This window comes from Streptomyces sp. NPDC088817 (genome assembly GCF_044750345.1).
GTDB lineage: Bacteria > Actinomycetota > Actinomycetes > Streptomycetales > Streptomycetaceae > Streptomyces.
On sequence record NZ_JBIVJN010000018.1, the window covers coordinates 113,044 to 125,889 of the forward strand.

Sequence of the window (12,846 nt, forward strand, 5' to 3'; positions counted from 1 at the left end):
GTGATCCGTGCCGCCCGGGGCCGCGGGCCCCACGGGATCAGGGGACGAGAAGGGGTACAGCCATGCCGAAGCGGGAGACGGCCGTCTACACGCACGGTCACCACGAGTCCGTGCTGCGTTCGCACACCTGGCGCACCGCCGCCAACTCCGCGGCCTACCTGCTCGGCTCGCTGCGGCCCCACATGCGGATCCTCGACATCGGCTGCGGCCCCGGCACCATCACCGCCGACCTGGCGGCCCTGGTCCCCCAGGGGCACGTCACGGGTGTCGACCGGGCGCCCGGCGTCCTGGAGCAGGCCCGGGCCACGGCCGCCGGGCGGGGTCTGACCAACGTCGACTTCGCGGTGGCCGACGTCCACGCCCTCGACCATCCCGACGACACGTTCTGCGTGGTCCACGCCCACCAGGTGCTCCAGCACGTGGGCGACCCCGTGCAGGCGCTGCGCGAGATGCGGCGGGTGACGAAGCCGGGCGGGTACGTCGCCGTGCGCGACGCGGACTACGCGGCCATGAGCTGGTACCCGCGGGTCGAAGGCCTGGACGACTGGCTCGACCTGTACCGGCGGGTCGCCCGCGCCAACGGCGGTGAGCCGGACGCCGGACGCCGGCTGCGGTCCTGGGCGCTGGAGGCCGGCTTCACCGACGTCACGGCGGGCTCCAGCACCTGGACCTACGCCACCGAGGACGAGCGCGCCTGGTGGAGCGGGCTCTGGGCCGACCGCACCCTGGCGTCGGCGTACGCCGGGCGCGCCGTCGACGGCGGACACGCGACCGAGGACCGGCTGCGGACCGTTTCGGCGGCGTGGCGGGAGTGGGGCGGGCGGCACGACGGCTGGTTCGCGGTCCTGCACGGGGAGATCCTGTGCCGCAAGGAGGCCTGACCCCCACTACTCCCGGGGAAGCAGGGGTCCCAGCGGTCCGAGGTCGAGGTTCAGGTCCTCGGGCCGCAGCCCGTAGCGGTCGCGCAGCTCGGCCATGCGGTCCTCCAGGAGCATGAGCGTGAGGCCGATCCGCTCCTCCTGCTCCTCGCTCAGGTCCCCCTCGTCGAAGCGGCGCAGCGCCTGCCGCTCCATGAGCTGGCGCAGCAGTTCCACGACGGTGAGCACGAGTTTCACGAGGTCACGCTCGACGGTGTCGGGTTCCAGGTCCATGTGCTTGCGCGGGGCCACTACTGCTCCTCGAAGGGCGACGGCACTTGGGCGTTCACCGAGCTGATCAGCGCGTTCAGGTCGATGCGGACGAGGTCCACGTCGGCGATGCGCAGGGTGATGTCCCCGGTGATGACGACACCGCCGGCCAGCAGCCGGTCGAGCAGGTCGACCAGGGCGATCTCCCGGCGTTCGACGACCGTCATGTCTCCTCCCCCGCGAAGGAGTACGCCGCCCACGGTCCGGTGAGTTCCACGCGCAGCCCCGGTACGTCGTCCTTGGCGCGGTCCACGAGTTCCACGAACTCCTCGGATTCCCCGCGCGGCACCAGGTAGGCGGCGTTCAGCACGTTGCGCCCCGCCGCGCCGGAGAGGGCGGGGTTCTGGGGGGCGTGCAGCCGGGACTCCTCGGCGAAGGCGGAGAGCTGCTCGTGCAGCTGGGTGGCGAAGGCCTCCGCCTTCTGCCACAGGTCCTCCCCGGCCCGCGTCTGCTGCCGCCGCTGCCTCAGGTAGTCCCGGCCGGAGGCCGCCTTCGACGCGGGCTGCGCGGCCCGCTCGGGCTGCTCGGTCTCGGCGTAGATCTTCACGCCCCACTCCACGCGCCCCTCCAGCCGGTCCAGAGTGCGGCGGATGTGCTCCTCGCGGGCCTCGATCATCGAGCGTACGGCGCTGTCGTCGCGGAAGACGGTGGCGAGCCTGAGCGGCAGCGGTGTGGTGACGACGGTCAGCGCGTCGACGACGCCCTGGTGGGCGCGGGCGGTGGCGGCGAGCCAGTCGAGGTCCTCCAGATGGGCGTGCAGCGGCTCCTCGGCGAAGTCGCGCTCGGGCACCTCGCTGACGACGGCGACCAGGCCGTGGTGGTTGAGCTGCTTCGCCGGAGCGCCCGCCACCCCGGTGAGCTGCGCCTGGAGGGGTGCGCCGAGGGGCCGGCAGACGGCGTAGACGTACCGCAGTCCGGTCATCGTTCCTCCTTGCGGGCGCGATCCTGATCCGCGCGGCCCCGGTCACGGTCCCGGTCCGCCCGGCCGCGGTCCAGGTGGTCCGGTTCGCGGCGGCCGCGGTCCAGCTCCAGTTCCTCCAGTCGCGCCAGCCGCTCGCGCAGCTCGGCGTTCTCCCGGGCGAGCTCGTCGCGACGGGCGCGGGAGGAGAGCGCCGGGTCGCTCTCCCACCAGTCGATACCCATCTCCTTGGCCTTGTCGACCGAGGCGACGACGAGCCGGAGCTTGATGGTGAGCAGTTCGATGTCGAGCAGGTTGATGCGGATGTCGCCCGCGATGACGATGCCCTTGTCGAGCACGCGCTCGAGAATGTCGGCGAGGTTGGCCCCGCTGCTCGAGCCGTACGGTTCGGGCAGTCGGCTGGGCGTCGTCATCGGCGGCCCCTGCCCTCGGCGTACTCGGGCTCTTCCTCTTCTTCTTCCTCGGGCTCTTCCTCGCCCTCGGCCTCTTCCTCCGGCTCGTACTCGCCCTCGTCCTCGTACTCTCCCTCCGGCTGCTCCTCGGCGTCGTCCTCCGGCTCTTCCTCCTCTTCCTCGTACTCGCCGTTCTCCTCCTCGGCGTACGGGCCCTCTTCCTCGTCCGGCTCCTCGTCCCTCTCGGCGGCCTCCCGCTCCTCCTCCGCGACCGCGTCCTCGTGGCTGCGGACGACTTCGCCGTCGCGGATCTCACCGCGCCAGCTGTCCTCGGCCTCCCCCTTGAGGGTGATGAAGCGGACGTAGTTCTTCAGGTCCAGTCGGGCGCGGCGGCCCTGGGCCCGCCAGATGTTGCCGGTCTTCTCGAAGAAGCCGCTGGGGTAGTACTCCATGACCAGCAGGACCCGGGTGAGGTTCTCGTCGAGACGGTGGAAGGAGACGACGCCCTTCGTGGTGCCCTTGGCGCCCTCCGACGTCCACTGGATGCGCTGGTCGGGCACCTGCTCGGTGGTCTGGGCCTTCCAGCTCCGGCTGGACCAGAACACCTTCAGCTGCCAGTCGGAGTGGGTGTCGTCGGCGCGGCTCGCGCTCTTGACGCCCTTGGCGAAGGTGCTGAAGTCCTGGTACTGCGTCCACTGGTCGTAGGCGGTACGCAGCGGCACGCCGACATCGACGGACTCGATGATGACGACGGGCTTGTTGCCCCCGCCGCGCTTGCGCTTGCTCCCGCCGCCTCCGAGGTTCTTGAGCGCGCCCATGACGCTGTCCTTGGCACGGGAGGCGCCCATTTCCAGGACCGAACGCAGCGGCCCCTTGCCCTCGGCGACCTTGCGGCCGGCGTCGAGGGCCAGCTTGGCGAAGCCGGGGCTGTTGCCCTCGGCGATGTCGTTCAGCTTGCCGGTGGTCTCGCCGAGCTTGTGGCCGAAGCCGGCCAGCAGCCGCTGGGCCTGGGCGGCGAGATAGTCCCGCACCTCGGCCTTGAGACGGTCGGCGGCCTCGCTGTGGGCGAGGTCGCCCAGCGGATTGCCCTTCGCCGCGCCGGCCGCCGCACTGCCGGCGGCGGAGGTCGCGGATCCGAGTGCCTCGGTCATCGGTCACCACCACCCTTCGGCCGCCGGGAGCGGGCGGCACGGGTCGCGCCGCCGGGAGCGGCGGTCTTCTTCGCGGCCGTCCTGCCTGCCGCGGCCTTCGTCGCCGCCGCCTTCTTGGCGGGGGCCTTCTTCGCGGGCGCCTTCCTCGCCGCTTCCTTCCCGGCCGGCGCGTCCGCCGATGCCTTCTTCGCGGTCTGCCTGGTGGGCGCCCTCTTCGTCGGCCCCTCCTTCGCGGGGGCCTTCCTCGCCGCTTCCTTCCGCGCCGGTGCACCCTGGTCCCCGGCCTCGCCCCCGGTCTCCTCCTCGGCCTCGCGGCCCTCCCGGTCCTCGTACCCGTCTTCCCCCTCGGTCTCCTCCTCGCTCTCCCCTCGGGTCTCCTCCTCGTTCTCCCCCTCGTCAGGTTGCGGCACGACGCCTGCGACTTCGTCACGGACCTGCGCGGTCCGCTCGTGCAGCCGGTCGGCGAGCGCGGTCATCTGCCGCTCGACCAGGGCCCCCGAGGCCGCCTTGCCGACGCCCCGCAGTTCCTGGCGCAGCTGGTCCCCGATCTCCTTGAACTGTGGGTTGTTCATCAGCTGCTGGTTGACCAGGTCCGCGATTCCGCGCGGACCGAGGTTCAGCTTCTTGCCCGCCACCATGCTGCCCACGGCGAGGGCGAATTTCGCTTTCTTGGTCCGTCCCAGGAGGTAGCCGGCCCCTACCGCGAGGCCGAGTGCCACTCGATTCATCGTGCCGTCCCCTCACCTGTCCCCGGGCCCCCGCGCATGCCGGTCTCCAGCCGGTCCAGGAGCTCGTCCTCCCGGCGGTCGTATTCCTCCTCGGTTATCTCGCTCGCCTCCAACTGCTCTTCCAACCGCGCCAGTTCAGCCCGTACCGTGGCCGGGTCGTAGTAGATGCGCTCGGCTTCGCGCAGTACCTGCCTGATCGCCCAGCCGCTTGCGCGCGCCGGTGCGAGCGGCAGCAGCAACACCTCGGAGATGAGTCCCATGGCGTCACTCCGCTCCCGCGTCGGCCCCCGCCGTGGTGCTCGCGGGCTCGGCGGGGCCGGGTTCGACGAAGCTGTACGGCGGCAGGGGCCCGTTGACGCGCAGATCGAGGTGGGGCAGGTCCTTGCGGGCCCGCTCGACGGCGGTCACGAACTCCTCCGCCGCCTCCCGGTCCACCAGGAACGACGTGTTGACCAGCCAGCCGGTGGACGGCGGGCCGTCGCTGACCGCGGCGGCGAGCGGCTCCAGAGCGTGCACCACCTCGCGGGCGTCCTCCGCCTCACGGGCCTGCACGGCAGCGGCGACCATCTCGCCGAGGCGGATCTTGTCCTCGTAACTACCGCCACCCGCACGCCGGTTGGCCTCGGCCATGCCTCGGATCTCCGGGTTCTCGGCCATCACCCGGTGCAGCACCGCGTCCTCGTCATGACTGCCCTTCACGTTGTACTCGACCCTGCCCTCCAACGCCTCCAACCGCTCCCGGTAGTGCTCGGCACGCTCGGTGAGCACACCCGTGACCGCGTCGTCGTCCGGAGCGACACTGCCGAACCGCATCGGCAGCACACAGCCGCCCGCGCCGCCCACCTCACTGAGCACCGCCTGATGCGCCAGCAGGTCCCGCCGCTTGGGCCGCAACCCCTCCGGCGCGTCACTGACCACCGCGGCCAGTCCACTCGCCGTCAGCACCCGCACCGGCCGCGCCGGCTCACCCACCCCGCCCAACTCCTCGGGCAGCGAGGACACATCCGAGGCGGCCGTGATCCCGTACACATACGTGCTCACTCCTGCTCCTCCTTCCGGCGGGCCGGCGCCGCCTTGCGCGCCCTGGGCCGCCCCTCGCCCTCACCCGAGCGCTCGTCACGGGCCTGCTGGAAGGCGTCGGAAACGGTCTGTGCCGCGCCCGACAACGCCCCCTTCGTCTTGCCGCGCGCGCCGGACTCGGTGACCTCGCCCACCAGATCGGGCAGGCCCGGAGCCTTGCGGGGGCCCGCTTCGAGATCGAGCCGGTTGCAGGCCTCGGCGAAGCGCAGGTAGGTGTCGACGCTCGCGACGACGACCCGCACGTCGATCTTCAGGATCTCGATACCGACCAGCGAGACGCGCACGAACGCGTCGATCACCAGCCCCCTGTCGAGAACGAGTTCCAGGACGTCGTACAGGCCGCTGCTGCCGCCTCCGCCGCCGGACGTCTGTGCCGGGACAACGGTCATGCCAACCGCACTCCTCGTCTGTTGTCTGCGTATGAGGGTCTGTTCCGTTGAGGGTCTGTTCCGTTGAGGGTCTGTTCCGCGGGGACTCTGTCTGTGTGGGGTCTTCGGGCGTGGGGCGTCCGGGCGCGGTCGTGGGCCGGGTCCGGCCTCAGCGGCCGCCGCCCGAGCGGCGGGCGTCGGCGCGTCCGCGTTCGTAGCGGTGCAGCCGCCGGTAGCCGGTGAGCTGCCCCTCCGGGTCGAGTTCGACCTGGTAGCTCGCCATGAGACTCATGGTGTCCGGCACCCGGGCCAGTTCCAGGACCTCGATCTCCAGCGACCAGCCGTCCTCCGTCTGCTCGAAGGTCGTGACCGACTCGGGGCTCAGACCCGTCAGCTCGGCGAACTGGGCCCGCGCCTCACGCAGCACCTCCATCGGCCGCGGCCGGGACACCGGCTCTCCCGAGCCCTGCGACTCCGCGGTGTTGTCCTTCTTCACCATGGCCACCTCTTCTCCTTCGGGTGGCCGCAACCTCCACGACCAAACCTGCGCGAGCGCGGACGTCCCTCACACACGGGGGCGGGATCCACGGGGTGCGCGGCCGGTGCGAACCGTGCGCGGGTCACTCTCGCCACTCCCGTCACTCATCGCACGACCGCCTCCTCCACCAGCAGCCGCGCGGCGGCCGCGATCGACTCGGCGTCGATGCCCGCGGCGTGCAGCTGCTCGGCGGGCGAGGCCGAGCCCGGCATGTTCCGGACGGCGAGCCGCACCAGACGCGGCACCGGGCGTCCGTCGGTGAAGGCGTCGAGCACGGCGTCGCCGAGGCCGCCCTCCGGGTGGTGGTCCTCCACGGTGAGCAGGCAGCCGGTGTCCTCGGCGGCCCTCCGGAGCGTCTCCCGGTCGACCGGCTTGACGGAGTAAAGGTCGATCACCCGGACCGCGATGCCGTCCCGGCCGAGCATGTCCGCGGCGGCGAGCGCCTCGTGCAGGGTGACACCCGCGGCGACGACGGTCAGCCGGTCCCGCGCGGAGGAGCGCAGCACCTTGCTGCCGCCCACCGGGAACTCCTCCTCGGGCCCGTAGAGCACCGGGCCGGCCCCGCGCGAGGTGCGCAGATAGCGGACGCCGTCCAGGTCGGCCGTCCGCGCCACGAGCTCGGCGGTCTGGTTGGCGTCACACGGGTAGAGCACGGTCGAGCCGTGCACGGCGCGCATCATCGCCAGGTCCTCCAGGCCCATCTGGCTGGGTCCGTCCTGGCCGATCGCGGTGCCCGCGTGGGAGCCGTTGAGGTTGATGCCGGAGCCGCTGACGGCGGCCATCCGCACGAAGTCGTGCGCGCGGGTCAGGAAGGCCGCGAACGTCGAGGCGTACGGCACCCAGCCGCGCCGGGCCATTCCCACGGCGGCGGCGACCATCTGCTGTTCGGCGATGTAGCACTCGAAGTAGCGCTCGGGGTGCTCCTTGGCGAAGAACTCCGCGCGGGTGGAGTCGCCGACCTCGCCGTCGAGGGCCACCACGTCGCCGCGGGCGGTGCCGAGCGCGGCGAGCGCCTGCCCGTAGGCGTCGCGGGTGGCGACCTCCTCGCCCTTGTCCCAGCGGGGCAGTTCGAGGTTGCCGTCGCCCACGGCGTGCAGCGAACGGACCGAGCCGGGCTCGTGCACGTGGACGCGGATGTCCCGAACGCCGCCGAGCTCCTCGATCGCCTCGTCGGGGTCCTTGAGCGGTTTGCCGTGCAGGCCCTCGCGGTCCTCGGCGTCCTTGACGCCCCGGCCCTTGAAGGTGCGGGCGACGATCGCGGTGGGCTGCCCCTTCGTGGAGACCGCCTCGCCGAGGGCGCGGTCGACGGCGTCCACGTCGTGGCCCTCGATCTCGATCGTGTGCCAGTCGAAGGCGCGGAAGCGGCGGGCGTAGGCGTCCAGGTCGTGGCCGTGCCGGGTGGGGCCGCGCTGGCCGAGCCGGTTGACGTCGAGGATCACGGTCAGGTTGTCCAGGTGCTCGTACCCGGCGTGCTCGGCGGCCTCCCAGATGGAGCCCTCGGCCAGCTCGCTGTCCCCGCACAGCACCCACACGCGGTAGTCGGCGTGGTCGAGGCGCTTGCCGCTGAGCGCGATCCCGACGCCGATGGGCAGGCCCTGGCCGAGGGATCCGGTGGCGGTCTCCACCCACGGCAGCCGTTGCGGGGTGGGGTGGCCCTCCAGCCGGCTGCCCAGCTTGCGGAAGGTGAGCAGTTCCTCGTCGTCGATGGCGCCCGCCGCCTTGTAGGCGGAGTACAGCAGCGGGGAGGCGTGCCCCTTGGACAGGACGAAGCGGTCGTTGCCGGGGTGCTCGGGCCGGTCGAAGTCGTAGCGGAGATGGTTCGCCAGCAGGACCGCCATGATGTCGGCGGCGGACATGGAGGACGTGGGGTGCCCGGAGCCCGCCGCGGCGGCGGCGCGCACGCTGTCGACGCGGAGCTGCTGGCCGAGTTCGACGAGTTCGTCGGTGTTCATGAGTCTCCTTCCGCAGGAATGTCGTCTCGCTTGACCGGGCCGGGGGCGGGGTGACTCCCGGCGGTCCCGTGACCGGGAGCGCCGCTCGCGGGCTCACCGGCCGGGCTGCTCCGCGCGGACGCGGGAGCGGACGCGTCGCCGGCCCCGTGGGACGGACCAGCCCCGTGGGACTGCCCGGACGGACCGCGGTCGGCGTCTTCGGGCGGACCGCCCCCGGCGTCGGTCGGCGCGCCCGCTCCCTTGCCGGCCGGGGGCCTCGCCCGCTGTTCGGGGCCGCCCGGCACCCGTGCCAGCTCCGGGGAGGCCGTGTCCAGGGGCACGGACCAGGACCGTACGAGGCCCAACTGGACGGACTGGCGCGGCAGTACGGCGTCCAGCAGCCAGTCCGCGGCCACCCGGACCCGGTTCCCGGGCATCGCCGCGAGGTGGTAGCCGCGGGTGACCGCGCCGGCCACCGGCCCGGACAGCGGAACCCCGAGCGGGTCCGCGGCGGCCTGCGCACCGCCCAGGTCCACCACGAAGCCCAGGTCGCGGTGGCGGTAGGGGCGGGCCTCGCCGACGCCGAGTGAGGCGGCGACGTTGACCGCGGCGGTCCTGCCCTGCCGCCAGGCGTGCTGGGCGGTCATCGGGGTGTACCGGCCGGGGTTGTCCAGGTCGGGCACGGCGGCGGCGTCCCCGCACGCGAACACCTCCGGCCGCCCCGGTACCTGGAGGTAGGGGTCGACGACGAGCCGCCCCTTCTCCAGCGGCTGCCCGGTGTTCTCCACGACCGGATCGGGCCGTACGCCGACGCACCACACGAGCGTGCGGCTGCGGACGAACTCGCCGTCCGTCAGCAGCACGCCCTCGTGCGTGGCCTCCTTCACGGAGGTGCCCATGCGCACCTCGACGCCGCGCCGCCGCAGTACGCGGTCGGCGGTGGCCGAGAGCCGTTCGTCCAGCTCGGGCAGGACCCGGGGCGCGATGTCCAGCAGCAGCCAGCGCGGCCGGACGTCCCGCCGGGGCGGATGCCGGCGCACCAGTGAGCCGGTGTACATCATCCCGTGCGCGGCGACCTCGGTGCCGGTGTAACCGGCGCCCACGACGACGAACGTGCAGCGGGCCGCGCAGGTCTCGGGGTCGTCCTCACTGCCGGCCAGTTCGATCTGGCGGGTCATGTGGTCCCGCAGGTACAGGGCCTCGGGCAGACCGCGGAAGCCGTGCGCGTGCTCGGCGACGCCGGGGATCGGCAGCAGCTTGTTGACGCTGCCTACGGCCAGCACCAGCCGGTCGTAGGCCAGGGTGCCCTCGCCGCCCTCGGGGTCGGTGTAGTGCACGGTGCGTGCGTCCAGGTCGATGCCGTCGGCCTCGCCGAGGACCAGCCGTACGTGGCGCAGCGAGCCGGCGAGGGAGAGGGCGGTGCGGCGCGGCTCCAGGATGCCCGCGGCGACCTGAGGCAGCAGGGGCAGGTACAGGAAGTAGTCGGTCGGGTTCAGCAGGGTGATGTCGGCCTTGCCCCGGGACATCCTCGACAGGGTCCGGGCCACACGGAAGCCGGCGAAGCCGGCACCGACGATCACGATGCGGGGTCGACTCACGGTTCGCCTCCGTCGCGGTCGCGTACCAGGTACGGAACCTTCCGCGTCCCCCCACCCAAACCCCCCAAACTTCCACCTCCGGGGGCCGCGGCGGGGGACGGACCGGGCCCCGCGGACAGAAGTTCGGTAGGCCACAAGCAGACGCCCGCCGCCTGCCGACAAGCGGGCGCACCGCCGCCGTGCGGGCGCAGAGCCCACATGACCGGCGCGCTGCGCCAAGGCGATCCGAGCCGGACCCGGGCGGGCCGCCCCGCCTGGGCACGCTGCGCGCGAGGACGCCACCCGTAACCGACCTCGATGCGTCCCCCGCTCCGCCCACGGGAACGCGCCCGCTGGTTCGTTCTCGGGCCGGACGCACAGCCCGTTGCGCGAGCGCCCCGCCACGAGCGGGCGCTCTGCCACATGCGTCCCGAACTCCGCCCGCGGAAAGCGGGACGGGGTGTAAGGCTCGGGGCTTCGGTCTGAGGTCGAGCGCGCGGGACGTTCCGCGCGCCAGTGAGCGCGACTGCCCCGCCCCGGCCCAACGACCCGGCCGCAGACGCGGCCCGCGCCGCGGACCAATGGCGGGCGTAAAGCCCAGCCGACGCGCTACGCCCACGGTGGACCCCACGCCAGTCGCCCGCCGGCGTGCCGGGCGCCGCCCTGCGACCCAAGCCGACCTCAAGCGGGCGCCCAGCCGGAGGCGCGGGCGGGACCGGCGGCGTGGCGGGATACCGCATCACCCGCCGTCGGCAGCGCCCGTGCTGCCCGTCGGCTGGGCCGCCCGTGCCGGGGCCGGACGCGAAGTGCGTGCCGGGTTCGGTGCGGGGTGTGGCGCCGACGTGCGGTGGCCTCGGGCAGCGTAGGTCGCCGCGCCCGGGATCGCCGCGATGCATCAGCGCGGGCGTCCCGGGCTCCGCCCACGCGGGGCGGGACGGGTGTCAGGCCCGGTGCTGCGGTCCGGGGTCCTCCCCGGGGTGGTCCGGGCGGGGCATCCCCGCCGGGGGCGCGGGCGGGACCGGCGGTGTGGGCGGGTAGGCCGCGCCCGCCGCCCCGCCGGGCGTACCCGTGGCTCGGCCGGCGGCGCCTGTGGCGCCCGTCGCGTGGGCGCCCGTGCCGTGGCCCGGCGTGGGGTGGGACGCCGATGGGCGGGCGGCCTCGCGCAGTGCGTAGGCTGCCGCGCCCAGGATCACCGCGGTGACCAGCGCGGCCGCCCAGCCGGGCAGCCCGATCGCGAGGGCCAGCCCCACGGCGAGTGCGACGGCCGCGCCCGCGTACAGGGCGACGGCGCCGGACGCCGCGTACAGCGTCGCGGTGCGCCGCTGCCTGCGCGTCTGCTCGCGCAGTTCGTCGCGCACCGTCTCGCGCGCCACCTGTGCCAGCTCGTCGACCAGTTCCTTGTCCAAGTGCTCCAAATGATCCAAGCCCTTCATGCACCGCGGGTACCCGCACACACGTACGCATAACACCGGGCGATCCGGTGAAGGGATCACCTCCCCGGCCACCCCCAACTACGCTCGTGCGCATGGAGATTCTGGGAACCAGCCTGCGCGTCTGCGTCAACGATCTGGACACCGCCGTCCCCTTCTACGAGGGCCTCGCGGGCGCCAAAGCCCTCCGTTTCGAACAGGCCGGCGTCCAGGTCGCCGCGGTCGGCTGCTTTCTGCTGATGAGCGGCCCCGAGTCGCAGCTGGAGGTGCTGCGCAAGGTCGCGGCGACGATAGCCGTGGAGGACGTCGACGAGGCCCACCGGGTGCTGACCGGACTCGGCGCGCGCATCGTGGCCGGGCCGGTACCGACCCCGGTGGGCCGCAATCTGATCGCCCTGCACCCGGACGGCACGGTGTACGAGTACATGGACCGCCGGGGCTGAGCGGGCAGGCGCGTCGATATTCCGTGGGCAGCGCGTCGCGGGCGCCGTAGAGTCGGCCGGTCGGCCCCTGTGGGCCACGGCCGAGCATGGAGAAGTACGGAGATCCGATGAGCGAGCAGCACACCTACCGGGTGATCGTCCGGGGCACCTGGGACGCACTGACCGACGAGGCACAGGAACGGCTGCGCGCGGAGGCGGACCAGCACGGCATGCCCAGCATGCGGTTCACCGAGGAGGGCTCGCTGTCGTACGAGCCGTCCCCGCTGAAGCACTTCTCGATGCGCTACGTCGTGGTCAGCGACGCCGACGACGGCGAGGAGATGGCGGCCGCGATCGCGGAGGACCGCGCGGAGGCCACCCTGCGCGGCCTCGGATACGGCTTTCGCGACCTGCGGTCGACCGTGACGGACCTGGACACCATGAAGGTCAACGTCAAGCGCGCATCTCGGCGGTGATCGCCCACCGCTCGTGGTCGCGCCAGGCCCCGTCGATGAACAGCATGTCCGGCGAGAAGCCCTCCAGGCGGAAGCCGCAGGCGCGGGCCAGCGCGATCGAGGCGGTGTTGAGCGGCTGCACGTTGATCTCCAGCCGGTGCAGCCGCATCGGGCCGAAGGCGTACCCGACGACGAGGCCGAGGCCCTCGCGCATCAGTCCGCGCCCGGCGGCGTGCGCGAAGGCGCCGTAGCCGAGGGCGCCGGACCGGAAGGCGCCGTGCACGATGTTGTTGATGTTCACGAACCCGGCGAGGGCACCGGTGTCCTTCTCGCAGACCAGGAAGCCGGCCCTCGCCGGGTCCTCGAGCAGCCGCCGGGCGTAGCCGGCGTACGCCTCGGCCGTGTCGGGAGGGAAGAGCCACGGGCGGTGCAGTTCCTCGCTCTCCCGGACGCGGGCGGTGAACTCGGGGCCGTCCTCGTGGGTGAAGGGGCGGATGCCCACGCGGGGCCCCTCGGCGAGAAAGCGGGCTGCGGTGTGCGGCATGCCGTCACCCTACGCGCGGCACACCCCGGGCCGCCGCACGATCGGCGCAGGCGGGACACCGCGAAGCCGACCAGGCGCCCTGGCCCACACAGCGCGGGCTTCGCGAGGCCAGACCAGCACGGGC

At 73.1% G+C, this 12,846-nt stretch carries 17 protein-coding genes; 3 read left to right on the plus strand and 14 right to left on the minus strand.

Annotated features, from left to right (window positions below; translation table 11 throughout):
- Positions 1–62: 62 nt before the first annotated feature.
- On the plus strand, positions 63–881 hold the full coding sequence (locus ACIP4X_RS28820; protein WP_358730080.1) for a class I SAM-dependent methyltransferase: 819 nt from the start codon (positions 63–65) through the stop codon (positions 879–881).
- 6 nt (positions 882–887) lie between these two features.
- On the opposite strand, the gene ACIP4X_RS28825 is transcribed toward ACIP4X_RS28820, so the two are convergent.
- From ACIP4X_RS28825 to ACIP4X_RS28885, 13 genes are all read right to left on the minus strand, one after another.
- Positions 888–1,151 carry a gas vesicle protein K gene (locus tag ACIP4X_RS28825; protein ID WP_263638605.1) on the minus strand — a complete coding sequence of 88 codons (264 nt, stop codon included), beginning with the start codon at positions 1,149–1,151 and terminating at the stop codon, positions 888–890.
- 17 nt (positions 1,152–1,168) lie between these two features.
- Complete coding sequence (locus ACIP4X_RS28830; RefSeq protein WP_100566620.1) at positions 1,169–1,354, minus strand: gas vesicle protein; 186 nt, start codon at positions 1,352–1,354, stop codon at positions 1,169–1,171.
- Complete coding sequence (locus ACIP4X_RS28835) at positions 1,351–2,109, minus strand: GvpL/GvpF family gas vesicle protein (RefSeq protein WP_358730078.1); 759 nt, start codon at positions 2,107–2,109, stop codon at positions 1,351–1,353. Before ACIP4X_RS28835 ends, ACIP4X_RS28830 begins: the two co-directional genes overlap by 4 nt.
- A complete protein-coding gene (locus tag ACIP4X_RS28840) occupies positions 2,106–2,519 on the minus strand; it encodes a gas vesicle protein GvpJ (protein ID WP_391454970.1) in 414 nt (137 codons plus the stop codon). Before ACIP4X_RS28840 ends, ACIP4X_RS28835 begins: the two co-directional genes overlap by 4 nt.
- Positions 2,516–3,649 (minus strand): SRPBCC family protein, encoded by a 1,134-nt coding sequence (locus ACIP4X_RS28845; protein WP_358730076.1) that lies wholly within the window; start codon positions 3,647–3,649, stop codon positions 2,516–2,518. Before ACIP4X_RS28845 ends, ACIP4X_RS28840 begins: the two co-directional genes overlap by 4 nt.
- Positions 3,646–4,377, minus strand: coding sequence for a hypothetical protein (locus ACIP4X_RS28850; protein ID WP_401351292.1), 732 nt, complete (start codon positions 4,375–4,377; stop codon positions 3,646–3,648). The genes ACIP4X_RS28845 and ACIP4X_RS28850 overlap by 4 nt, the downstream gene beginning before the upstream one ends.
- Entirely contained in the window at positions 4,374–4,637 is a 264-nt protein-coding gene (locus ACIP4X_RS28855; protein WP_326805001.1) for a gas vesicle protein GvpG, read from the minus strand. The genes ACIP4X_RS28850 and ACIP4X_RS28855 overlap by 4 nt, the downstream gene beginning before the upstream one ends.
- A 4-nt stretch (positions 4,638–4,641) precedes the next feature.
- Positions 4,642–5,418 (minus strand): GvpL/GvpF family gas vesicle protein, encoded by a 777-nt coding sequence (locus ACIP4X_RS28860; RefSeq protein WP_358730074.1) that lies wholly within the window; start codon positions 5,416–5,418, stop codon positions 4,642–4,644.
- Positions 5,415–5,846: a gas vesicle structural protein GvpA gene (locus tag ACIP4X_RS28865; RefSeq protein WP_358730073.1), complete on the minus strand. Its 432-nt coding sequence runs from the start codon at positions 5,844–5,846 to the stop codon at positions 5,415–5,417. The genes ACIP4X_RS28860 and ACIP4X_RS28865 overlap by 4 nt, the downstream gene beginning before the upstream one ends.
- A 148-nt stretch (positions 5,847–5,994) precedes the next feature.
- The gene (locus ACIP4X_RS28870) at positions 5,995–6,324 is read right to left on the minus strand and encodes a gas vesicle protein (RefSeq protein WP_401351295.1); all 330 of its coding nucleotides are present in this window, start codon (positions 6,322–6,324) and stop codon (positions 5,995–5,997) included.
- A gap of 143 nt (positions 6,325–6,467) precedes the next feature.
- Complete coding sequence (locus ACIP4X_RS28875) at positions 6,468–8,315, minus strand: transketolase (RefSeq protein ID WP_401351297.1); 1,848 nt, start codon at positions 8,313–8,315, stop codon at positions 6,468–6,470.
- A complete protein-coding gene (locus ACIP4X_RS28880; protein ID WP_401351299.1) occupies positions 8,312–9,892 on the minus strand; it encodes an FAD-dependent oxidoreductase in 1,581 nt (526 codons plus the stop codon). Before ACIP4X_RS28880 ends, ACIP4X_RS28875 begins: the two co-directional genes overlap by 4 nt.
- A gap of 920 nt (positions 9,893–10,812) precedes the next feature.
- On the minus strand, positions 10,813–11,304 hold the full coding sequence (locus ACIP4X_RS28885; protein WP_401351301.1) for a phage holin family protein: 492 nt from the start codon (positions 11,302–11,304) through the stop codon (positions 10,813–10,815).
- A gap of 92 nt (positions 11,305–11,396) precedes the next feature.
- Here ACIP4X_RS28885 and ACIP4X_RS28890 point away from each other — a divergent pair, with 92 nt between their 5' ends.
- On the plus strand, positions 11,397–11,744 hold the full coding sequence (locus ACIP4X_RS28890; RefSeq protein WP_100566609.1) for a VOC family protein: 348 nt from the start codon (positions 11,397–11,399) through the stop codon (positions 11,742–11,744).
- Between the two features lie 107 nt (positions 11,745–11,851).
- Positions 11,852–12,199: a DUF6204 family protein gene (locus ACIP4X_RS28895; protein WP_401351304.1), complete on the plus strand. Its 348-nt coding sequence runs from the start codon at positions 11,852–11,854 to the stop codon at positions 12,197–12,199.
- On the opposite strand, the gene ACIP4X_RS28900 is transcribed toward ACIP4X_RS28895, so the two are convergent.
- On the minus strand, positions 12,177–12,722 hold the full coding sequence (locus tag ACIP4X_RS28900; protein ID WP_358730068.1) for a GNAT family N-acetyltransferase: 546 nt from the start codon (positions 12,720–12,722) through the stop codon (positions 12,177–12,179). The two genes, ACIP4X_RS28895 and ACIP4X_RS28900, sit on opposite strands and share 23 nt — an antisense overlap.
- Between the last annotated feature and the right edge of the window lie 124 nt (positions 12,723–12,846).